Genomic DNA, 22,647 nt, shown 5'->3' with positions numbered 1-22,647 from the left:
AGCGGGCGACGATGGGACGACGCCCGGTCAGGTTCACTATCCGCCGCCAGCCGACCTCGCTCGGGTCACGACATGGCGACGCCCCTGTGCCGGCGATGCCGGCTCAGCTCGTCGCCGCCTTGCCTGATTCGCCCTGCTTGGTCGGACAGGTCAGCAGGTAGAGAAGGACCAGGATGCCGGCGACCGGCGCCAGGCTGATCAGCTGCCACCAGGGGCTGAGTCCCGCATCGCGCAGGCGACGGGTGCAGGCCGCGAGCCAGGGCAGCAGCACCAGCAGGCCGGCCAACTGTGCCGGCAGCGGCCCGGCCGCGTCGGCGAGCAGTTGCGCGACGGCCAGCAGCATGGCCACGGCGAGCGCGAACCACCAGAACTCCGCCCGCGCGGTGGTGCCGCCGAAGTCCAGGCCACGCAGCACGCCCTCGCGGATCGCGCCAAGCGCCGGTTGGCCAGGCGCAGGGCGGCCCGCCAGCAGGCTCTCCGCAGGTACCTCGAACACGGCCGCCAGCGCCCGCACCGACTCGACCGAGGCCTTGCCGCCCGATTCGAGCCGCTGGATGGTGCGCAGGTTCAGGCCGCTCAGCGTGGCCAGTTGCTCCTGCGACCAGTGGCGGGCGGTGCGCAGTGCGTGCAGTCGGGCAGCATCGAGGGACATCGGCGTCTCGGCATCAGGCTTAGGTGCAGCCATCATCCTGCCGCATCGCGCCATCCGGTGACGACGGCGCTGCGACACGGGTACGGCAGGACCCTGACATGGGGCTGTCGGGTGTGCCGCGGACGCGGCGGACGGGATGGCAAGGCGGCCGGCCCTCCCGGTCTGCACTGTGCCATAGGCGACGTACCCTCGGCATTTTGACCTCCCATACATCCGGCACTGCGCATCCTTGCCCCGACTTGCAAACCGGAGCGCTGCAGATGACGAAGTGGATGGGAGCCGCGCTGGCCGCGGCATTGCTGGTGACCGGGTGCGCCAAGGTGGAAGGCGAGAAGTTCGTCGGCCACTGGGTCAACGTGGAGTCGCAGGACGACGTGATCGACATCGAGCGCAACGGCGAGTCGTTCATGGTGCGCAACACCACGCCGCGGTTCTTCACCCGCAAGCCCAAGACCGAGAGCTACCCGGCCATCTACAAGGACGGCGTGCTGCAGGTCTCCAACGACGGCGAAACGGTGAACTTCGCCATCGACGAGGCCGATGGGCGCCTCAATACCGGCAGCGACGAGTACCGGCGCGTCCCGGCCAGGTGAGTGCGAGGGGACAGGGACGCAGGCGATGACTCTGCCTGCGATCCCACGCAGTGTCCCGATCGACGCCGAAACCCGAATGACCGAAATTCAATTCTGTAGCGCCGACGCTGCCACTTCTCTCGCGGGCAGCATGGCCGCGGTGTGCGTTGCTGCCAGACGCGGCCTGCGGCCGCACTTGGAAGTAGCGCTTACCCAGTTACGCTGTCGATGCGCTGTGTAGCCCCCATCCCGCTCCAGCGCAAAGCGCGGGCTGTCGATGCGCTTCAAGAATTCGGAGGGATCAACGAAATCCTTCTTCTAAATTCACTTAAGACAGCTTTCCAATCATCGGTTTTTATCTTGTAAAAATAATAGTGCTCGGAGTCTCCCTCCACCCTGAAGAACAGCAAGTCGGCCAGTCTTTCGGTTCTCCCACCGAAAGCAGCGACAAGCTGAAATATCAGTTCCGTAAACACTTCGCTTTCTCGATAGCGAATCGTCCAAATTATTTGGTTGTCAAAAACTTCAAAAATGTCGTCCTCTGGCGCCACAATGGTCCAGCCTACGTCTTCAATCGTTGCTTTGACTTGCTGGAGTCTGGCAAGGGTCATGGCATCTGTTTTGAAAAATTCTTCGACAGGTTAACGCCATTGGTCCTCCATGGCGATGTGCCTCCCGGTGGGATCGGCTGACAGCGGGACCTCTGCCGCGAGACTGTCCGTCCTGACGGCGCGCAGCCGCCGCGTGCATCGTGCGCTCCCAGGATCATTGGTCCGCACTACACTTCAGTTGCGCATCTTATTGGCTCTGTCGTTGATCATCGACAGAAATAGACCCAACCCTCATCGTGAAAATAAAAAGCGATTCTCTCCCTCTCAAAAACCAATAGAGAGTTGCTTGACACCCTATCCAGAAATGGCGGATGTACTACCAATTCATCAACCCTGAAATCAATCAACTTCCCGGACAAAAATTTGAATTCCTGTATTTTCTGCGCTGCAAATTCGAAAGAATTCTTCTGTACGAGGATGGTCTTCTTCTGATCCAAGTGGTTTTCAAGTTGGCCCAGATTTTCACGCACTCTAGCCCAGCCTTTGGCCCTGAAGAAGCGCCAACGCTCACGTTGCTCTTTTTCGATAAAGCTATCAACAAAGAAGTCGAAACTGTCCATGCGTTTCCCGTCTTTACAGGCGCCGGTCTTCGACGGCTTGCTCGCACCGATGCGGGTCTGCGATGCCGAAGCGGATAGCGCAGTAGTCACGGAATGCCTGCTGGCGTGCCGCGTCCATGGCGTCGAAGGCATCCCTGTCCAGCCCCTGCTGCGCGGGGTTGGTGAAGAGCACGGTCAAAGTCGGGCGCGACTTGAGGAATGGCTCCCAGGCGCTTCCAACCTCGTGGTCTCCAACGTACTTGTCGAAGCCGATCCATAGCCAACTGCCGAGCAGCAGCAATGTGCCAACTGCCAAGATGACTCGAACCTTGGTCGCTTTCACGCGAGACTCCATTCGGTACTTTTTTGCGGCTTGAATCCGTTGTCGGTTGGCAGATTCCGTCAAATCTACAAATTCAAGATACTTTGCCTCCGGGCTTTGAAGCAACGCATCATGAAAATTCATTGCCGAAGCCCTTTCTTAGCGATATGTTTCGATGTAAAAATTTCCGCTTGAAACTGCGGCGTCTTTGCATGATGCTTGACTAGGAAGACGATTACTCAGTCTCCATCTGCAATTAATAATTCATGTTGATCAATAGCCTCCTTCAAGAAATCGATAAATCTACAAACCTTGTCGCCGCGAACACCATCAAGCGAACTTACTATTATCCTCAGGTGTTCCGGGTGAATCTTGCATCTACCATATGGGTCAATGAATACACCCGTGCTTTTTTGCAAATCGAGAAAGCTTTTCTCGAATAAATGAAGGTCCACCCCATCAATCTTAAAAGATTCGGTTCTTGCTGTTTTCTTGGAAAATAAATAGAAATCCAGTGCCATCTCGATAGACCATTCTTGATCACTACGACCTGCCCGCCCTGCCTTTTAAAATCTAGACGTGGCTGGCGCCTTGGGAAAGTTGCGAAATTACTTTCAGAGATCGCCACTCGCGTACAACCGCGAAAATTCAGATCTCCCAGCAAACCTATCGCCAAACACCGCGATAGACTCCTCAATGCTGGAAAAATCCTCATTTGGGTAGTCGTCCTGTAAAGCAGGAAGCTCTTGAAGCAGGCCCCTTTTCCCCAGAAAGACCAGGCTTCTCGTCACTTCATCACTCTCCATGGCAAGACCAAAAAATACATCGCCATATTCCTTTATGCCACCTAGCACATCATTCAAATTAGTTTCTTTGAGGATGGCTCGACTGATGGAAGCAATGTCATCAACGCCTATCGGGTTCCTTGAAGCAACCAGGAAGCCCAGTTTTGAATTGAAAATTCTACCCAAGAATTTCTTGATGTCATGGGCATCCGAAGATGCCAATTCGCAAACATCCAGATATAGATTGCTTTCTTTGAGCTCGCCCTTCAAGCCAATGGCTTTCTCCCTATTCAATTGGAGCATGTTATTTTTACCAAATGCGCCAAGAAAATCTTTCAGCTTTTCATTTTTCCCATCTGAATAGAAGTCGTCATCTATCAGCATGGCGTAGAACGAAATTGAGCCGATATTGGCAGTTGTCCAGTCAACGATTTCTCCGTCGCCATGAGCGGCGCACCTGAGCCAAAATGCGTCTGCCTCGGGCAGCTTGCAATTCAATGCCTTTTCCAGCAATGCAGCATGACGATCGAAAAATACCTTCATCGCTCAACTTCCATGACGCCGCGGCAGGTGGATCGGATCAACGTTGTACCCGTGCGAATCGGCTAGAACAATGTGCCCTGTACGGGAAGTGGCGGGCCTTCCGATTGAGGTACTGACGAAGACGGTGTGGAAGCCTGTTCCACCCCACCCAACCGCCACGCCAACCCCGAAATCCGCGCCGCATGCCGCGCCAGCGCGGCGCGCAGCACCGCTTCGCTGGCGGCCAGGTGCAGGCTGCGGCGCGCGCGGGTGATGCCGGTGTAGAGCAGTTCGCGGCTGAGCACGCGGGCATCGCGCACCGGCAGCTGCAGCCAGACCTCGTCGAACTCGCTGCCCTGGGCCTTGTGCACGGTCATGGCGAAGGCGCTTTCGTGGGCGGGCAAGGCGGCGGGATGGAAGCCGCGGACCTGGCCGTCGCCCTCGCCTTCGAACCAGGCCACCAGCGCGCCTTGCGCGTCGCGCAGGCAGATGCCGACGTCGCCGTTGAACAGGCCGTGGCGGTAGCTGTTTTCGGTGATCAGCAGCAGGCGGCCATGGAACCAGGGCGAGGCGGCGCCGAGGCGGCGCGGGCCGCCGCCGCTGTCGGCCAGCAGTTGTTCGATGCGCGCGTTGAGGCCGCGTGCGCCCTGCGCGCCGGCGCGCACCGCACTGAGCAGGCGCAGGCGCGCGGCCGCGCGCAGGGCGGCGGCGGGGTCTTCGGCATCGGCCAGCGCGCGCCAGTGCGCGAGCAGGGCGTCGCGGCGGGCGACGAGCGGGTCGTCGTGGTCTTCGTGGAAGTGCACGCCGGCCAGCTCGCCGCCGCGCAGCAGGGCCAGGGCGGTGTCGGCGTCGCCGGCGCGCACGGCGTCGGCCAGCGGCGCCAGGGCGAAGCCTTGCGCATGGCGATAGCCGCGCAGCAAGTGCACGCGATGGCCGGCCAGGCCGCCGCCGGCGGTGACGCCGTGGGTGGGGCCGAGCAGCGGCTGCAGCGCCTGCGCGTCGTCGGCCTGCAGCGCGTCGCCCGGGCCGGCGGCCTGCAGGATCGCGGCGAGCACGTCACCGGCTTCGACCGAGGGCAACTGGTCGGCATCGCCCAGCAGGATCAGTTGGGTGCCGTCGGCCACCGCTTCGACCAGTTTGCACATCAGCGGCAGGTCGACCATCGAGGCTTCGTCGACCACGATCAGGTCGAACGGCAGCGGGTTGTCGGCGTCGTGGCGGAAGCGCGGCAGGTCGGGGATCACGCCGAGCAGGCGGTGCAGGGTGCTGGCGCCGGCCGGCAGGGCGGCAGCCAGGGCCGGGGCGATGCCGTTGTCCAGTGCGCGCGCCACGGCGGCGCGCAGGCTTTCGGCCATGCGTTCGGCGGCACGGCCGGTGGGCGCGGCCAGGGCGATGCGCGGCGCGGGGGCCGAGGCAGCTTGGGCTTGCGCGATGCGCAGCAGCAATAGGCGCGCGATGGTGGTGGTCTTGCCGGTGCCGGGGCCGCCGGTGACCAGCAACAGGGCGCGGCGCAGGGCGAGCGCGGCGGCCTGGGCCTGGCGGTCGGCGAGGTGATCGGGTGCGGAGCGAATTGCGTGCGGGAACAATTGCGCGAACAGCGGTGCCAACGCTGCGACATCGAAGGTCGGCAGCCATTGCGCGGCGATGCGGCGCAGGCCCTGCGCGAGGCGGCGTTCGTACTCGCGGTAGCGGCGCAGGTAGAGCAGGCCCTGTTCCAGCACCAGCGGGCAGTCGGTGGCCGCCGCGTCGTCCGGCGCGGGTTGCGCGACCCAGCGCGAGGCGGCCAGGGCACGCTGCCAGTCGTCCGGGTCCGGCAGCGCGGGCGATGGACCGTCGCGCGGGTCGAGCAGCAGGCTGGCGCGGGCCGGGTCCAGGCCAGCGTGGCCGCCGGCCACGGCGAGCGAGGCCAAGGCGGCGGCGGCCAGGACCGGATCGGGCGTTTCCGGGTCCAGGCGGCTCAGGCTTTGCGCGAAGGCGTGGTCCAGGGTGCGAAGGGTGCCGCTGCGATGCAGGGCTGCCAGCAGGTTGGATTTGCTCACGCGGTGGGGCCTCCGTGAGCGGACGGACCCTCACCCCAACCCCTCTCCCGGGGGGAGAGGGGCTTAGGCGGGGCGGCGGCAAACTCGGGCAGCATGGCTTGGATCAGGTGCTGGGCGAAGGCACGGTGCAGGGCGGCCAGCAGGTTGGATTTGCTCATGGAGTGGGGCCTCCGTGAGCGGACGGACCCTCACCCCAACCCCTCTCCCGCGGGGAGAGGGGCTCAGGGGCGCCGGCGAACAGGGCGTCGACGGCTTCGACCAGGTCCGGGTCGAAGCGCCAGGCGTGCACGCCCGGCGAGGGATCGCGGGTAGCGTCCAGGCCGCGGCAGAACAGGTAGCGCACGCCGCCGAAATCGCGGGCGTAATCGTAGGTTTCGCCCAGGCGGAAGCGCAGCCAGCGGTGCAGCGCCACGGTGTAGATCAGCGCCTGCAGTTCGTACTCGCTGTGCGCCATCGCGCGCGCCATCGCGTCGGCGTCGTAGCCGGGCAGACGGTTGGATTTGTAGTCGAGCACGTACCAGCGTCCGTCGTGCTGGTAGGTGAGGTCGATCAGGCCGGTCATCAGCCCTTCCAGGCGCTGGCGCGCGCCGAAGGCCTGGCGTTCGCCGACCACGCCGAATCGGTGCAGCAGCGCCAGCAGCGCGTCGACGCGGGTGGGCCGCATCGCGAAGTGGAATTCCATTTCGTTGCGGCGCTGCGCGGCCGGCACGGCCGCCAGGCGACTGCCTTCTGGCAAGGCGACGGTGAGGGTGTGGCCGACCAGGGCGGTGAGCATGGCGATGCCGTCCTCCAGTTCGTCCTGGGCGTAGCCGCCGCGTTGCAGCGCTTCGACGATGGCCGCGCGTTGCCCGTCAGGCGCCGGCTGGCCGGGGCGCCACGCGCGCCAGGCGGCGAAGTCGCAGCGTTCGAACACGTCGTGCATCGCCACGCCGAAGCGGTTGCCGGCGAAACGGCGATCGAACGTCTCCGTGTCCGTGTCCGGCGCCCCGCCCGCCGCCTCGCGCGCCGACGGCTCGTCGTTGCCGCCGCCGCCGACCACGGTGGCGCTGGCCATCGGATCGGCCGCGGCGCCGGCATCGGCGTTGGCCAGTTGGGTGAAGCTGTACACCCACCACTCCGGCGCGATGCGCCGCTGCGGCGCGCGTGCCGGCGGCACCTGCACGTCCTCGGCCGGCGGCAGCCGCGGCAGGTTGGCCGGAGGCGGCGTGGTGTCGATCACGATCGCCTCGCCGGCCGCGGCCTGCAGCGCATCCGGCTCGGCGAGCATGGCCGCCAGCGCGCTGCGCTCGTGCTGGTGGAAGGCGCCGCTGGCGATCCACAGCGCGTGCTCGGCACGGGTCAGGCCGACGTAGAGCAGGCGCGCGTCCTCGGCGCGCTGTTCCTGTTTCCACGCCGCTTCGGCGGCGCTCCAGGCCGGGTCGTCGGCGCCGCCGTTCCACTTCGAGGTATTCCAGTGCAACTGGCGGCCGAGCGGCGGCGCGTGCACGGCGCAATGGCGGCCGGCGCCGCGCTCGCTGCGGCCGATGCCGACGTAGGGCAGGAACACCAGTGGATACTCCAGGCCCTTGCTCTTGTGCAGGGTCACGATCTGCACCCGGCGCGCATCCGATTCCAGGCGCAGTTGCTGGGTCTCGTCGCCGTCGTCGGCATTGGCGATGCGCCGCGCCAGCCAGTCCACCAGCCCGTGCGCGCCGAGCGCGCGGGTGTCGGCTTCCTGCAGCGCCTCGGCCAGTTGCAGGTAGTTGGTCAGGCGGCGCTCGCCATCGGCCAGCGCCAGCAGGCGGTGCGCGTGCGCGGCGCCGAGGTCGCCGAGCAGCGCCAGCGGGCCGCCACGCTGCCAGCGCTCGCGCCAGTCCAGCGCCTGCTGCTGCCAGCGGCGGTGACGGTCGCCCTCGTGTTCCAGCGCGGCGATCGCGGCGGCGTCCTCGCCGATCAGTACCGTCGCCAGCGCCGCGCGCAGGCGGCTGTCGTCGCCCGGGTCGAGCAGCGCCTGCAACAGGGTCAGCACCTCCAGCGCCTCGTCGGTGGCGAACAGGCTGCGCCGGCCGGCGGCCACCGCGGGAATGCCGACCGCGCCCAGCGCCTGCTGGATGGCGGTGGCCTCGCCGTGGCTGCGTACCAGCACCGCGATGTCGCCGGCCTGCACCGGACGCCCGCCGACGGTGGCGGTACCGGCGCGGCCATCGGCCAGCCAACCGCGAATGGCGGCGACGCAGGCGGCGGTGCACAGCGCGCGCGCGCGGCCGGCGCTCCAGGGCTTGGGCTTGCCCTTGTCCGGCAACGGCGGGGGCGGCGCGCGCCAGACGGTCAGCGCCGGCGCGGTGGCGCCATGGCGCTGCAGATCATCGTCGCGGCGGGTGCCGCCCGGCTGCACCGGGTGGAAGGCGATGCCGTCGGTCAGGAACGCCTGCGCATGGCCGGCGCGCGCGTACAACGCCTCGATCGCCGCCAGCACCGCGGGACGCGAGCGGAAGTTGTGCGCCAGCGGCGGCGCCGGCGTGGCGGTGGCGGCCGCGGCCAGGTAGGTCTGCACGTCGCCGCCGCGGAAGCCGTAGATGGCCTGCTTGGGATCGCCGATCAGCGCCAGCAGGCGCGCCGGCGCCTCGCCGGACGGAGCAAGGGCGTCCTCGTCGGACGGCGTACCGTGCTCGCCGCCGGCGTGCGCCGCAGCGGCGCCGAACACCTGCGAGAAGATCGCCCATTGCCGCGCATCGGTGTCCTGGAATTCGTCCACCAGCGCGATCGCATACTGCGCGCGCAGGCGCCGCGCCAAGGCCGCGCCCTGCGCGCCCTGCAGCGCCTGCGCCACGCCGTCGACCAGGTCGTCGTAGGTCTGCACGCGGCGCTGGCGCTTAAGCAGGGCCAGGCGGGCGCTGGCGTCGTCGCGCAGCGCGTGCAGCAGGCGGATGCGGCGCCGGCCGCGCCATTCCTCGACGCGGGCCAGGGCGGCCAGATAGGTGTCGATCGCGTGGCTCAGCGGCGAGGTCGGGGTGCTGCCGGCGAACTTCTTGTTGGTGCCGGCGACCAGTTCCGCGGCGGTCAGCTTGACCAGCTTGGGATGCGGCGGCAGGCCGGCGGCCGGCGCCTCGGCGAAGGCGGCGAACCACTGCCACAACGCCGTCAGCCACTCGGGCTTGTAGCTGACCTTGCTGAGCGCGCCCGCGTCGAGCGCGGCCATGATGGCCTCGAAGCAGGCGACGCCATGCGCATGGAACGCGGCCGCCAAGGCGTTGGCGGCGTCGTGCGCGGCCTGCAGCAGCGCGGCGGGATCGTCGGCGGTGGTGGCGACGGCCGGCAGCAGCCGCGGATGCCGCACCAGTTCGCGCAGGTCGCCGGCCAATGCCTGCGGCCCGCCCGGCCACAGCGCGACCAGGTCCTCGGCCATCGCCGGGTCGGCGGCGCGCTGGCGCCACAGGTCGGCGGCGACTTCGGCCAGCAGTTCGCGGTCGTTGGCCAGCAGTTCGGGCGCGGCGAAGGTCTGGCCGCTTTCCAGCGCATGTTCGCGCAGCACGCGCGCGCAGAAACCATGGATGGTGAAGATGGCGGCGAGGTCGATGTCCTCCACCGCCTGCTGCAGGCGGCGGCGCAGGGCGGTGGGTGTTTCGTCGCTGGCGGCCAGGTGCGCGGCGAGGATGGCGCGGGTGAGGGCGGCGTCTGGTGCTTGCTGTGGGGGCGGGTTCTGCCGTGATGGCGCGTCGGCGGTTTCGGTGGGCGACAGGGCGTTCGGGGTGTCTGTCGCGGCTGAAGCCGCTCCTACAGGGAGGGTCGGGTCGGGCACCAGCGTGGCGGCCAGGGCCAGGCGTTCGCGGATGCGGCGGCGCAGTTCCTGGGTGGCGGCCTCGGTGAAGGTGACCGCCAGGATCTGGCCGATGCGTAGCCGGCGCTCGACCACCAGCCGGGTGAACAGCGTGGCCAGGGTGAAGGTCTTGCCGGTGCCGGCGCTGGCCTCGATCAGGCGCACGCCGTGCAGCGGCAAGGTCAGGTAGGGATCGTCGGCGGGGGAGCCGTTCATTCGGCGTCCTCCTGCGTGCCGCGCCAGTGGTGCCAACTGTCGGCGACCTGTGCCGGGTCCGGCGCGTCGTCCGCGTCGCCGCGTTCGAGCAGGGAGTACAGCAGGTGGCTGGTCGCGGCGAACGCGGCGAAGCGCTGCGCGTCGGCGAACGGGTCGCGGCCGCGATGCACCAGGCGCAACTCCGGGCTCGCCGCTTCGCTCCAGCCGAAGCTGGCCTGCCACTGCGCGGCCGCGTCCTTGACCGCCTTGGCCAGGTCGCCGGTGCGCGCGGCCTGGTAGAACTTCCAACTGCTGTACGGGGCGAACGCCAGCGGCGCCTGCAGGCCTTGCCGATACAGCCGCAGCAACGCAGCGAGCGCCGCCTGCGCCTTGGCCTGCGACAGCGGTGCGATCGCATCGCCGTGCATGGGATGCGGACCGAGGCCGTCGTCGTCGAAGAAGCGCACGTAGGGCGCGTGCTCGCCGGCGGCGCGCAGCAGCAGCCATTCCAGGCCGTGGCGGATCGCCGCCCGGCCCCCCACCGCGCCGACCTGCACCCGGCCCACGCCGTGGTCGTACCAGCCCGGCACGCGGCCATGCAACGCGATGCCGTCGATCTGCGCCTGCAGGCGCCGCGACTGCGCCGGCGCGGCGCCTCGCCACTGCGCGAAGGCCTGCGCATACGGACGCAGTTCGCGCAGGCGCTGGTCGAGCAGGCGCCGGCCGAGCGGCCCGGACGGCAGCAGCGCGCGCGCACGCAGGCGCGCATACAGGCCGGCGTCGGCGGCGTCGGCCAGCACCGCCTCCAGCACCTGTTGCTGCAGGTCGTGGTGTTCCAGCGCGCCGTCCGGGGCCAGCAGCGGCTCCAGGTCGCTGTCTTCGGCCGCCGGATCGGGCAGGCGCATGCCCAGGCGGTGGCGCAGGAACTGCCCGGCCGGGTCGGCGAACAGGCGGCGCAGGTCGTCGATCGACAGGCTCGCCGGCGGCGCGGCGGCGACGGCCGGCAAGGCCTGGTCGATCCACGGCGCCAGCGCCTGGCGCTGCGCGGCAAGACTGTCCACCGCCGGCCGCCATTGGCGGCGATAGCTGAAACGCCGCGGGTCGGCGCCGTCCTCGCCGAGCGCGCCGAACGCGGCGGCGGCGAAGGGCTGCAAGGGATGCCGGACCACGAGCTTGTCGATCGCCGTCGGCTCGGCGTGGGATTGCGCGGCGCTGGCCAGCAGTTCGCTGACCAGCACCGACGGTTCGCGGCGCGTGCCGTCGCGCGCGTCGGAGCCGAGATAGCTCAGGTAGAACACGTCCTGCGTCGAGGCGAACAGCTGCAGGAACAGGAAACGATCGTCCTCGCGGGTGGAGCGGTCGCCGTGGCGGCGGCGGTCGCTGCCCAGTTCGGCGGTGAGGCGATTGAGCCCGGCGGCCCGGTCGCGGCGCGGGAAGTCGCCATCGTTCATGCCGAGCAGGCAGATGACCCGGAACGGCAGCAGGCGCATCGGCACCATGCGGCCGAAGCTGATGCCGCCGGTGAGCAGCGGCGCGCGCGTGTCCGATTCGCCCAGCGCCGCGGCGAAATGCGCGCGCACCACCTCGGCCGGGACCTTGCCGGTGTACTCGGCGCGCGTGGCATCGCGGGCGAACTGGTCGATCAGCGTGCGCAGCCGGTCCAGCGCGCGCTGCGCGCGCGGTGCCGACGGCGCTTGCGGCAGCAGCGCGTCGAGCAGGCCGAGCAGGCATTCGCGCCAGTCCGCCGGCGTCATCGGCTCGGCCAGCAGCGCCTGATGGCGCTCCAGCACGCGCAGCAGCCGCAGCAGCGTGTCCAGCGCCAGCAGCGCGCTGCCTTCCAGTTGCGGCCATGGCGCCACGCCGGCGATGTCGTCCTCGGCCCCGCTGGCGTGGCCGAGCAGCAGCCGGTCCAGCGCGAAGCGCCAGGTGTAGGCCTCGTCGGCGGGCGCGTGGTGCTGCTGGCGGTGCGTCGCATCCAGGCCCCAGCGCGCGCCGGCGGCGTGCAGCCAGGCGCGCAGGCGCTCCAGCCCGGCCTCGTCCAGGCCGGCGGCTTCGGCGATCGGCGCGCTGGCCAGCAGGTCGAGGATCTCGTGCAGGCCGAAGCGCGACAACGGCAGACCGAGCAGGGTGAGGAACACCTCGGCCAGCGGTTCGCTGGCCAACGGGCTGGCGTCGGCCAGCGCGTACGGCAACGCGTCGTCGTCGCCGTGGCCGCCGAACACCGCGTCCAGGTACGGCACGTAGGGATCGATGTCCGGCGACAGCACCGCGATCTCGCGCGGCTGCAGCGGCGGGTCGAAGCGCGGGTCGTCGAGCAGGGCGCGCAGTTGGTCGTGCAGCACCTGCAGTTCGCGCAGGCGCGTGTGGCAGGCGTGCACCTGCAGGCTGGGATCGGCCAGATCCACCTGCGCCAGCGGCGCCGGTGCGGCCGGCGCGCGGCGATGGAACAGATCGCTCTGCATGCGCCGCAGCAGGCTGTCGCCGAGGCCGCCCTCGGCCAGCGGGCGATGCCCGGAGGCCAGCGGATCGGCATAGACCGCGATCTCGGCCAGCGGATGCACCACCTCGTAGTCGCCGACCAGCGCCATGAAGTCGCGCCCGGCCGCGCCCCAGGCCTGCAGCAGCGGATTCTCCTGCACCTGCGCGGCGAACAGCGCGACCGCGCCGTCCTCGCGGCGACGCTGCCACAGCGTCTGCAGATCGCCCCAGTAGCCCTGGGTCGGCGTGGGCAGGTAGAAGTGCAGCGTGCCCACGCGCGCCTGCGTGGCCAGCACGCGCAGCACGTCGGGGGAGACGTTGAGGATGGCGAAGGCGAACAGCCGCTGCGGCAGGCCGTGCGGCAGCGGGCCGTCGGGGCGCGCGTAGCGGTCCAGGTACTGGCCGATGCGGCGCGCGCGGTATTGGCGGCCGCTGGCGATGCGGCGCCACAGCCGTGCCTGCGGATCGTCGGGATCGGCGCCGCCTTCCCAGCGCAGCAGCCAGTCGCGGCGCCAGGCCTGGTATTTCTCGAACACGTTGGCGAGTTCGCCGGCCAGTGCCCAGGGCTTGAGCGCGTCGCCATCGGCCAGGTAGCCGGCCAGCGGCGCCAGCGCCGCGTCGCTGCCCAGGTCGGCCTGCAGGGCCGCGTACAGCCGCCATTGCGTGGTCGCCACGTCCAGGTCGTCGGCGGCCGCGCCGAGGTTGGCGTCCAGCGCGCGCGCGACGAATTCGCCGGGGGTGAGGAATTCCAGGTTGGCGGCGACGCCGTGCGTGGCGGCCAGGGTGGACTGCAGCCAGCGGCGCATCGCCACCTGCGGGATCAGCACCACCTCCGGCGCCAGCAACGGCTGCCCCGGCACCGGCCGGCGCAGTTCCTCGGCGAGCAGGGCAGCCAGGGTATCCAGCGCGTTGGACGGGTACAGGCGGAAATCGGGCGCGGAAGAGGCGTGCATGCGTGCCGGCATTGTGCCGGATGCGCGCGCGCGGCGTCGTTGGGGGGCTGGCTGCTCTTCCTTCTCCCACCGGGAGAAGGTGCCCCGCAGGGGCGGATGAGGGTACGGGCGAAGCCTCGTGCACCCAAACTTCGCGAGTCGCTTCGCGCCGCACCCTCACCCCAACCCCTCTCCCGGTGGGACCTGATTAGCGCTGTGTCTCAGCTGGTGATGCTGCCTAGGTTTAGAAATGCAGGATCTTCAGTGAGATACGGCGATGACGTTCAATCGGATCCAGTTCCAGAAGGGGCTTTCGATTCCGGCTTTTCTGAGCCGCTACGGCTCCGAGACGCAATGTGTCGAGGCGTTGATTCAGGCCAGATGGCCTGCTGGCTTCGTGTGCCCGCAATGCGGTCACACCCATGCCAGTCGTTTTGAGCGAGGCCACCAGCAGCTGTGGCAATGCACGCGCTGCAGGGTACAGACCAGCTTGACCGCCGGCACGCCCATGGCAGACACCAAACTGCCCTTGCGAGCGTGGTGGCTGGCCATCTATCTGGTGAGCCAAGCCAAGAATGGAGTTGCTGCGTTGGAACTGGCTCGGCAGTTGGGCGTCTGCTATCGCACTGCATGGCGGATCAAGCACAAACTGATGTCGGCGATGGCCGATCGTGAGCAGTCACGGCGGCTCGAGGGAGAGGTCCAGATCGATGATGCCTATCTGGGCGGCGAACGCGCCGGTGGCCCAGGAGAACCGCAGTGGCGGAACAAGGTGCCGTTTATCGCAGCGGTTTCCCTGCATCAAGGGCGCCCGCGCCATCTGCGCCTGGACGTGGTCTCCAGCTTCCGGAGAAGCGTCGTGAACACGTGGGCCCAGCAGGCACTGGCACCGGGCACCCATGTCGTCAGTGATGGGCTGACAGCGTTCACAGGTGTGGGCTGGGCAGGCCTGACACACGATGCCATCGTGACCGGAGGCGGCCGCAAAGGCGCCCAGCAGCCTCGTCTGCGGTGGGTCAATACGATCCTGCGCAATCTCAAGACCGCGCTTAGCGGTACCCACCATGCGGTGGACTTCCCGAAATACGGCGCGCGCTACCTGCGCGCGCATGCCTATCGGTTCAACCGCCGCTTCAACCTGGCGGCCATGGTGCCGCGCCTGGCCCGTGCCTTGGCCAGCGCGGGACGGCTCACAGAGCGGCAACTGCGTATGCCAGCTGAGACACAGCGCTAATCAGGCCGGTGGGAGAGGGGCTACTGGCTTTTCCTTCTCCCCTCGGGACCACGGCCCCCTTTTCGGGGGAAGGTGCCCCGCAGGGGCGGATGAGGGGACGGGCGGAGCCTCGTGTACCCAAACTTCGCGAGTCGCTTTCGCGCCGCACCCTCACCCCAACCCCTCTCCCGGTGGGAGAGGGGCTATCGGCATCAGTACTTCTTCTCGACGTTGAACATCCAGGTCTGGTCGCTGCCGCTGTCGCCGTCGGTCACGCCGCGGTACTCGACGCGGGTCGACAGGCCCTGCTCGGTGGTGAACACCGCGCCCAGCCCCAGCATCAGCCGGTTGCGGTCGAACACGCTCAGCCCCGTGCGGTACAGCGGCCCAGGGCCGACGATGTCGGCGTAGCTCAGCGTGGCATCGCCGCGACCCTGGAAGTCGCGCTGGTATTCCACGCGCAACTGCGGGGTGAACTGGCCCCAGGACATCTCGCGCCGCCACTCCAGGCGCAAGCCGAGGTTGCCGGTGGTGGTGGACACGTCCATGTCCGCATAGCGCAACGCATACGGCGCCATCGCCGCTTCGCTGTATGCATCCAGGGTGGCGCGCGCCATGTCCACCCGCGCGTACGGGGTGATCTGCCAGTCGCCGTGCTGCAGGTCCGCGCCGGTGGACACCGAGGCGATCCACTGGCTGCCGTCGCGATTGCCCTCGGCCAACTGGCCGTTGTCGGTCACGTAGCGACGCAGGTCGTAGGACAGCAACTGGTAGCCGACCAGGGTGTCGAAGAAGAAGTACCGTCCCGGGTGGATACTGGCGTACAGCGCCAGCGTGTACGCGGTGGCCTTGCTGCGGCTGCCGTTGCGGCCGACATCGCTGTCGTCGCGGCCCCAGCCCAGGCCCGCGCCCAGCGCCAGCCAGTCCGCGGCCCGGTAGTCGGCGCCCACGCTCAGGCCATCGGTCTGGAAGTCCACGCCGGCGCGCTGGGTCTGCTTGTCCAGGCTGCCGGAGCGGATCGCGCCGCCCACCCACAGGCCGAGATCGCCTTCGACCGCGGTCCTGGCGGTCGGCGTGCCCGCATCCGCCGGGTCGCGCGCATCCGCGTCCGCATCCCAGGTCGGCTGGCTGCACGGCTGCGCGGTCACGCCACGCTCGGCTTCGCGGCAATGCGAGCGCGAGGTGGACTGGAAGCTCAGGCCATTGTCGAAGCCGCGCTCGCCGCGATGGGTCGCCTCCAGACGGCGCTGGAAGTTGTCGATCTGCGCCTTGGCGAAGCGCCGGGTCGACTCGGCCTGTGCGTCGATCAGCCCGCGCACTTCCGCATCCTGGGTCGGATCGGGCCGCGGCGCGACCACGAACACGATGTCGGCGGGGACGGAGGTCGCCACCGCGTTGGACAGGGTGAAGCGCACCGTCGCCTGGCCGGAGAACGCCGGGTTCGGGGTGAAGGTCAGCACGAAGCTGGGGCCTTCGGCCGCGGCCGTGGTCGGCGTGCCGGTCGCGACGGCGGCGGGGCCGCTGCGGGTGATGGAGGCGGTACCCGCATTGGCCGGCAATACCGCGACCAGCGCGGCGGCGACGAACGGACCGCCGGTCGCGTTGCGGGTCAGGTCCACCGTCTGCGCTTCGCCGGGCACCGCCGCCGCCGTCGCCGACACCGCCACCGGGCGCGCGTTGACGGTGATGGCCACCGCCACGGGAGCCGACGTGCCACCGGGGCCGGTCGCGGTGTAGCTCAAGGTATCGGCGCCGACGTAGCCGGTCGCCGGCGTGTACACCAACTGCACGCCGTTCACCACCGCGGTGCCGTGGCTCGGCGCGGTGGTCACCGCGATGCTGTCGATGCTGCCGGTGTCGTTGCCGGTCACCGCCAGGGTCAGCGCGGTATCGACCAGCGTGGCGCCGCTGTCTTCCACGGCCACCGGTGCCGGCACCGACGCGGCGATCGCCAGCGTATAGGCTTGCGCCGCGCCGAAGCCGCGTGCGTCGGCGGCGCTGACGGTGAAGTTGGCCGTGCCGGCGGCAGTCGGCGTGCCGGCGAGGACGCCGGCGGCGGTCAGGGTGAGGCCGGCCGGCAGCGTGCCGGCACTGACGCTGTAGCTGTACGGCGCGGTGCCGCCGCTGGTGCTCAACGCCTGGCTGTAGGCGATGCCGACCTTGCCGGCGGGCAGCGTCGGCGGCGCGATGGCCAGGGTCGGCGCGGCGATGCTCAGGGTGTAGGCATAGCTCGCCTGCGCGGGCACGCCGGCCGTGCTGTCGGTCGCGGTCACGGTGAAGGCGAAATTGCCGGCCACGGTCGGCGTGCCGGACAGCACGCCCCCCGTCGTCAGGGTCAGCCCGGCCGGCAGCGCGCCGGCGCTGAGCGCGTAGCTGTACGGCGCGGTGCCGCCGCTGGCGCTCAGGGTCTGGCTGTAGGCGGTGCCCGCAACGCCGGCCGGCAAGGTCGGCGGGGCGATGGTCAGCGTCGGCGACGCGATCGCCAGGGTATAGGCCTGCGTCGCGCCGAAGCCGCCCGCGTCGGTGACGCTGACGGTGAAGGCGAAGTTGCCGGCCACGGTCGGCGTGCCGGACAGCGCGCCGCCCGTGGTCAGGGTCAGCCCGGCCGGCAGCGCGCCGGCGCTGAGCGTGTAGCTGTACGGCGCGGTGCCGCCGCTGGCGCTCAGGGTCTGGCTGTAGGCGCTGCCGACGCTGCCGGCCGGCAGCGTCGGTGGCGCGATGGCCAAGGTCGGCGCCACGATCGCCAGCGTGTAGCTGCGGGCGGCCTGTCCGGCGACGCCGGTGGTGCTGTCGGTGGCGACCAACGTGAAGCTGAAGTTGCCGACCGCGGTGGGCGTGCCGCTGAGCGCGCCGGTCGCGCTGTTGACCGTGACGCCGGCCGGCAATGCGCCGGCGCTGACCGCGTAGGTGTAGGGCGCGATGCCGCCGGTCGCCGGGTTGATCGCGGCCGAGTACGCCTGGCCGGCGGTACCGCCGGGCAGGGTGGTCGCCGGCAGGGTCAGCGTCGGCGCGGCCACGGTTAGCGTGTAGGCGCGGTTGCCGCTGGTGGGGCTGCCGGCGCTGTCGGTGGCGGTCGCGGTGAAATTGAAGCTGCCGCTGGCGGTCGGCGTTCCGGACAGGACGCCGGCGGTGTTCAGGGTCAGCCCCGCCGGCAAGGCGCCGGCGGTGACCGCGAAGCCATACGGCGCGGTGCCGCCACTGGCGGTCAGGGTCTGGCTGTAGGCCGTGCCGGCGGTGGCCGTCGGCAGCGACGCCGGCGAGATGGTCACCACCGCATCGTCGTTGAGGATGGTGCCGGTGCCGGTGGCGCGGGCGATGCTCGCGTTGCTGGCGCCGGACAGGCCGACGTTGAAGGTTTCGTTGGGCTCGACCGCGGTGTCGCCATTGACGGTGACAGCCACGCTCTGCGCGGTGACGCCCGGCGCGAAGGTCAGCGTGCCGGAGCGCGCGACGTAGTCGCTGCCGGCGGTGGCGGTGCCGTCGGCGGTGGCGTAGTTGACCGTGACCGTCTGCCCGCTGGCCGCGCTCAGGCTCACCGTGAAGGTGGCCGTGGTGGTGCCGCTGTTGCCTTCGTTGACGCTGACGTCGTCGATCGACAGCGCCGGCTGCGCATCGTCGTTGACGATCGTGCCCTGGCCCTGCCCGTCGCTGACGGTAGCGCCGACGACGTTGCTGACGTTGACGAAGAAGGTTTCGTTCGGTTCGTTGAGCGTGTCGCCGTGGACCAGCACGGTGAAGGTGGCGCTGCTGCTGCCGGCGGGGATGGTCTGCCCGGTGAGGCTGGAGGCGACGTAGTCCACGCCCGCGGTGGCGGTGCCGTCGGCCGTGGCGATGTCGAAGCTCACGCCGCCGGCGCCGGCGGGCTGGCTGAGCGAGACGGTGAAGGTGGCATTGGTGGTGCCGGCATTGCCTTCGTTCACGGAGACGTCGTTGATCGACAGCGTCGGTTGGTCGTCGTTGAGGATGGTGCCCGTAGCGCTGTTCGGCGAGCCGACCGTGTAGCCGCTGCCGGCGTTGAGGCTGATCACCACCGTCTCGTCGGGTTCGACTGTGGTGTCGGGAGTGGGATCGACCGTGATGGTGCCTGTGGTCTGGTTGGCGGCGATCACCAGCGGCGAATTGACGGCGGCGTAATCGGTGCCGGACGTCGCGGTGCCGCCCACGCTGAAGCCGATGGACAGCGCCGAGGGGGACGGTTGGTCCAGGGTGACGGTGTAGACCAGATTGGCGGAGCCGTCCTCGGATACGCTGGCCGGGGAGACGGTGATGCTCGCGGACGGGAAGTCGTCGTTGACGATGGTGGCGGTGGCGCTGGACGGGTTGCCGGTGGAATAGCCGGTGCCGCTGGTGACGCTGAAGATCACCGTCTCGTCGGCTTCCACCGTGGTGTCGGCGATTGGGGTGACGCTGAAGCTGGCCGAGGTGGTGTTGGCCGGCACCACCACGCTGGTCACGGCGCCGGAGTAGTCGGTGCCACTGGCCGCAGTGCCGCTGCGGGTCAGGTTCACCGTGGTCGCCGAACTGTTGGTCTGGCTCAGCGTCACCGTGTAGACGAAGGCCGTACCGCTGTCCTCGTTGGCGCTGGATGGGGAGACCGCGATGCTGGCGGTGCGCGAGGGGTTGATGGTGATGTTGAAGACAACTTGACCGTTGTCTTGGTCCAACAAATAGAACGAGTCCGAGGTCGCGCCGTCCCCGTTGTTGGTATAGGTCACGCGCTGCGTTCCGGCACCATCGAGCTGGCCGGTGAGGGAGTAGCTTCCGTGCGAGGGCTGCGCACCATCACTCATGCCAAAGTTGTCGGGGCCATCGCAGTTGCTGACGTCGAACGTCACCGACTGGCCCGCGTTGACGGTCGCGGTTTGAGGCGTCGTGCAGTAGGCAGCCAGGCAGACCTGCGACGTCGCCAGCAGCAGCAGCGCCATCAGCCAACGCAACGTCAGTCGCACGCCGCTTGAAGCGGTGCATTTCGTAGACATATTTCGATTCCCCAAAAACGCGCCACCCCATGGGCGCTGGCAGCCATCCTGGTGCCTCGGACAACGCGGATATCGGTCCGACAAGGGCCGGCACGCGCGTTGCGCGGCTATTGAAACAACAAGTCGTCCGTCACGTAAAGCAACAAATGCGCCGTATCTGTCTGGTTCATCGAAATCGTTGCTTGCATGTCGCGCAAGTCGTGTTTAAGTAGTCCGGCGGCAGACACGAGGTCTGCCGCCACAACTCCGGGGGGAGATCCGCATGAGCGAGTTCTTCATCGGTCAGATCATGCTGACCGGCTTCGCGTTTGCGCCGAAATATTTTGCGCAATGCAACGGGCAATTGTTGCCGATCAATCAGAACCAGGCCTTGTTCAGTCTGCTCAGCACACGCTTCGGTGGCGACGGCAAGACCACGTTCGGCTTGCCGGACATGCGCGGGCGCACGCCGATGGGCTATGGGCCGTCGGCCGATCCGGCGTGGCAGCCGTCTGCGCTGCCGATGGGTCAAGCCGCTGGCGCCGAGACGGTGACCCTGGTGAGCGGCAACCTGCCCGCGCATACCCACCTGATGGATTGCAGTAGTGCCAACGGCGACAACCGCGCACCGGTCGGTCGCCTGTTCGCGAACAACATCGTCAGTCCTGGCCCAGGGACGCCGCATGCGCTGTATGCCGCGCCCGGCGCGACGGTGCCGCTGTCGCAATCCACGATCGCCAACAGTGGCGGCAGCCAAGCGCATCCGAACGTACAGCCGTACACCACGATCAATTTTTGCATCGCGCTGTCCGGCATCTTCCCTTCGCGCAGCTAGGCGCATCCGCACTCGGGCGCGCGGCGCGCAGCAGTGCGCGCAGCGCCTCATCGACCAGGAAGAATCTAATGGGTACTCCCTTCATCGGCGAAATCCGCATGTTCGGCTTCGGCCGCACGCCCCAAGGTTGGCAGGCCTGCGACGGCACGCTGCTGCAGATCGCCGAATATGAACCCTTGTACGTACTGCTGGGCACGGCCTACGGTGGCAATGGCACCAGCACCTTCGCAGTGCCGGACCTGCGCGGTCGCTTGCCGATCCACCAAGGTCAGGGACCAGGACTCAGCAATTACGTGCTTGCCCAGCGTGCCGGTACCGAGACGGTGACGTTGATCGATCTGCAGATGCCTGCGCATACGCACACCGCCCAGGCCACCACCGTGGCGGCGACCGCACCGGCGCCCGCTGGATTGGTGCCCGGCGCGGTCAACGGCGCGGCGTTTTACGCCAGCGACCTCACCGGCGCCAGCATGGTGGCGATGTCCGGGCAGAGCACCTCCTATGCCGGTGGCAACCAGCCGCACGACAACACCATGCCGACACTGACGGTGCAGTACTGCATCGCCACCACTGGCATCTTCCCGCAACAGGCCTGATCCCCGCGCCGCGCCGGCATGGCTGCGGCACGCATCCGCTCCATCGGAGGAATCCGCTCATGACCGAACCCTATCTCGGCGAAATCCAGCTGTTCGGCTTCGACTACAACCCGTATGGCTGGGCCTTGTGCAACGGCGCCGTCCTGCCGATCACGCAGAACAGCGCGCTGTATTCGCTGCTCGGCGTGGCCTACGGCGGCAACGGCAGCAGCACCTTCCAGTTGCCGAACTTCACCGCGCGCGCCGGCTGCCAGCAGGGTCCGGGTCCGGGCCTGACCCCGCACACGCTGGGTAGCACGTTCGGTTCCGCAGGGGTGAGCCTGTCGAGTACGGAGATCCCGATGCATCAGCATGGGGTCAACGCATTCTCGCAGGCCGATCCGGCCAAGAAGGCCGGCGCGCCTGTCAGCGGTGCGGGCTTGTCATCATTGAACGTCAACAACGAGCGCCCGTTCCTGGCGGTCGCGCCCGACAAGCAGTTCTCCCCGACCATGCTGCTGCCCACCGGCACCGGCCAGGCCCACGAGAACCGGCAGCCCTACCTGGCGGTGAATTTCTGCATCGCGCTCTCGGGCGACTATCCCGTCTTCAGTTGAGCTGCGGCATGGCCACGACCGCGTCGGGCCCCGACTTTCCCGCCGGGCCCGACGCCATCGAGCAGCCGCGCGCGCTGCTCGCGCTCGGCGCCCACCTGCGTGCCGCGCACGCCGACGACCTGCCCTGGCTGCGTGCCCTTTACGCCAGCACGCGCAGCGAGGAACTGGCGGCGGTGCCATGGCCGGAGTCCGCCAAGCGCGCCTTCCTCGACCAGCAGTTCGCGTTGCAGCATGCGCATTACCTGCATACATTCGCCGCCGCCGATTTCCTGATCGTCGATACCGCAAAGGGGCCGGCCGGTCGGCTGTATCTGGACCGCAGCGCCGCGCCGCATGTGTTGGTGGACATCAGCCTGCTGCCGGAGCGGCGCGGCCACCGCCTGGGCACGGCGCTGGTCGCGCATGCGCAGGCGCTGGCGCAGGCCGCCGGATGCGCGTTGTCGCTGCATGTGCTGCATGCCAATCCCGCCGCGCAGCGGCTGTACGCGCGGCTGGGCTTCGTCGCCACCGGCTCCAGCCAGACCCACCTGGCCATGCGGTGGCAGGCCGCGCCAGGCGCGGCCGTATCGGTCAGTTGAAGACCGCCTGGTACAGGAAGCCGTCGCGCTCGCGCGCCACCGGCACCAGGAAGATGCCCACCTCGCCCAGGCGCGGATGGCGCATGCGGTAGGTCTGCTGCGGAAACAGGAACGAGGACGTGTTGCGGAACAGCAGCGAGAACGGCGCGCGATGCATGTTCGACTTGACCGGCAGCGGCCGTGCCTCGACCAGCACGAAGGGAACCTCGCCTTCGTTCAAGTCCGCGGCGAAGGTCTCGTTCACGCTTCCGGCGAAATGCTCAAGCGTCAGCAGCTCCATCCACTCCTCCCTGTCGGCGGCGCGATTACCGCCATGCATCCTCGCGTTCCATCGCGCCCGATACAAGCATGGGCGCGCAACTGTCCACATCGGCATAGCGAACGCATGGCGTCGGCGCAGTGCACGACAACCTCCATGCACCGAATCG

The 22,647-nt window shown here is 68.5% G+C and carries 17 protein-coding genes; 6 read left to right on the top strand and 11 right to left on the bottom strand.

The genetic code is table 11. From position 1 onward, the window contains the following. Nucleotides 1-103: 103 nt before the first annotated feature. Complete coding sequence (locus AB3X07_RS00890) at nt 104-652, bottom strand: DUF805 domain-containing protein (RefSeq protein ID WP_369941915.1); 549 nt, start codon at nt 650-652, stop codon at nt 104-106. Nucleotides 653-912: 260 nt separating this feature from the next. Here AB3X07_RS00890 and AB3X07_RS00885 point away from each other — a divergent pair, with 260 nt between their 5' ends. Beyond that, complete coding sequence (locus tag AB3X07_RS00885) at nt 913-1,245, top strand: hypothetical protein (RefSeq protein WP_369941913.1); 333 nt, start codon at nt 913-915, stop codon at nt 1,243-1,245. A 263-nt stretch (nt 1,246-1,508) separates the two neighbouring features. Here AB3X07_RS00885 and AB3X07_RS00880 read toward each other — a convergent pair whose 3' ends face one another. The 8 genes from AB3X07_RS00880 to recC all read right to left on the bottom strand — a co-directional run bounded on the left by AB3X07_RS00880 (nt 1,509) and on the right by recC (nt 13,464). Then, on the bottom strand, nt 1,509-1,835 hold the full coding sequence (locus AB3X07_RS00880; RefSeq protein ID WP_369941911.1) for a hypothetical protein: 327 nt from the start codon (nt 1,833-1,835) through the stop codon (nt 1,509-1,511). Between the two features lie 206 nt (nt 1,836-2,041). Beyond that, on the bottom strand, nt 2,042-2,395 hold the full coding sequence (locus AB3X07_RS00875) for a hypothetical protein (RefSeq protein WP_369941909.1): 354 nt from the start codon (nt 2,393-2,395) through the stop codon (nt 2,042-2,044). Between the two features lie 13 nt (nt 2,396-2,408). Beyond that, nucleotides 2,409-2,717: a hypothetical protein gene (locus AB3X07_RS00870; RefSeq protein WP_369941907.1), complete on the bottom strand. Its 309-nt coding sequence runs from the start codon at nt 2,715-2,717 to the stop codon at nt 2,409-2,411. Nucleotides 2,718-2,935: 218 nt separating this feature from the next. Then, nucleotides 2,936-3,217, bottom strand: coding sequence for a hypothetical protein (locus AB3X07_RS00865; RefSeq protein WP_369941904.1), 282 nt, complete (start codon nt 3,215-3,217; stop codon nt 2,936-2,938). A 93-nt stretch (nt 3,218-3,310) separates the two neighbouring features. Continuing rightward, nucleotides 3,311-4,024: a hypothetical protein gene (locus tag AB3X07_RS00860; protein WP_369941902.1), complete on the bottom strand. Its 714-nt coding sequence runs from the start codon at nt 4,022-4,024 to the stop codon at nt 3,311-3,313. A gap of 62 nt (nt 4,025-4,086) precedes the next feature. Further along, a complete protein-coding gene (gene recD, locus AB3X07_RS00855) occupies nt 4,087-6,042 on the bottom strand; it encodes an exodeoxyribonuclease V subunit alpha (RefSeq protein WP_369941901.1) in 1,956 nt (651 codons plus the stop codon). Between the two features lie 154 nt (nt 6,043-6,196). After that, nucleotides 6,197-10,054: an exodeoxyribonuclease V subunit beta gene (gene recB, locus AB3X07_RS00850; protein ID WP_369941899.1), complete on the bottom strand. Its 3,858-nt coding sequence runs from the start codon at nt 10,052-10,054 to the stop codon at nt 6,197-6,199. Beyond that, nucleotides 10,051-13,464 carry an exodeoxyribonuclease V subunit gamma gene (gene recC / locus AB3X07_RS00845; protein WP_369941897.1) on the bottom strand — a complete coding sequence of 1,138 codons (3,414 nt, stop codon included), beginning with the start codon at nt 13,462-13,464 and terminating at the stop codon, nt 10,051-10,053. Before recC ends, recB begins: the two co-directional genes overlap by 4 nt. A gap of 256 nt (nt 13,465-13,720) precedes the next feature. Here recC and AB3X07_RS00840 point away from each other — a divergent pair, with 256 nt between their 5' ends. Further along, nucleotides 13,721-14,677 (top strand): IS1595 family transposase, encoded by a 957-nt coding sequence (locus tag AB3X07_RS00840; protein WP_369941895.1) that lies wholly within the window; start codon nt 13,721-13,723, stop codon nt 14,675-14,677. 191 nt (nt 14,678-14,868) lie between these two features. Here AB3X07_RS00840 and AB3X07_RS00835 read toward each other — a convergent pair whose 3' ends face one another. Beyond that, nucleotides 14,869-19,599 (bottom strand): putative Ig domain-containing protein, encoded by a 4,731-nt coding sequence (locus AB3X07_RS00835; protein ID WP_369944859.1) that lies wholly within the window; start codon nt 19,597-19,599, stop codon nt 14,869-14,871. Between the two features lie 298 nt (nt 19,600-19,897). On the opposite strand from AB3X07_RS00835, the gene AB3X07_RS00830 reads away from it, so the two are divergent. From AB3X07_RS00830 to AB3X07_RS00815, 4 genes are all read left to right on the top strand, one after another. Continuing rightward, nucleotides 19,898-20,449, top strand: a complete 552-nt coding sequence (locus AB3X07_RS00830) for a phage tail protein (protein ID WP_369941893.1) — start codon at nt 19,898-19,900, stop codon at nt 20,447-20,449. Between the two features lie 68 nt (nt 20,450-20,517). After that, the gene (locus AB3X07_RS00825; RefSeq protein ID WP_369941891.1) at nt 20,518-21,045 is read left to right on the top strand and encodes a phage tail protein; all 528 of its coding nucleotides are present in this window, start codon (nt 20,518-20,520) and stop codon (nt 21,043-21,045) included. A 59-nt stretch (nt 21,046-21,104) separates the two neighbouring features. Continuing rightward, on the top strand, nt 21,105-21,641 hold the full coding sequence (locus AB3X07_RS00820; protein ID WP_369941889.1) for a phage tail protein: 537 nt from the start codon (nt 21,105-21,107) through the stop codon (nt 21,639-21,641). A gap of 8 nt (nt 21,642-21,649) precedes the next feature. Then, nucleotides 21,650-22,219 (top strand): GNAT family N-acetyltransferase, encoded by a 570-nt coding sequence (locus AB3X07_RS00815; protein ID WP_369941887.1) that lies wholly within the window; start codon nt 21,650-21,652, stop codon nt 22,217-22,219. Here the strand turns inward: AB3X07_RS00815 and AB3X07_RS00810 are convergent. Continuing rightward, complete coding sequence (locus AB3X07_RS00810) at nt 22,212-22,499, bottom strand: DUF6916 family protein (RefSeq protein ID WP_369944858.1); 288 nt, start codon at nt 22,497-22,499, stop codon at nt 22,212-22,214. The genes AB3X07_RS00815 and AB3X07_RS00810 overlap by 8 nt on opposite strands. Between the last annotated feature and the right edge of the window lie 148 nt (nt 22,500-22,647).

The organism is Xanthomonas sp. DAR 35659 (assembly GCF_041242975.1).
Lineage (GTDB): Bacteria > Pseudomonadota > Gammaproteobacteria > Xanthomonadales > Xanthomonadaceae > Xanthomonas_A > Xanthomonas_A medicagonis.
Note: the sequence above shows the minus strand (reverse complement) of the source record. Positions and strands in the feature narration are given on the sequence as shown.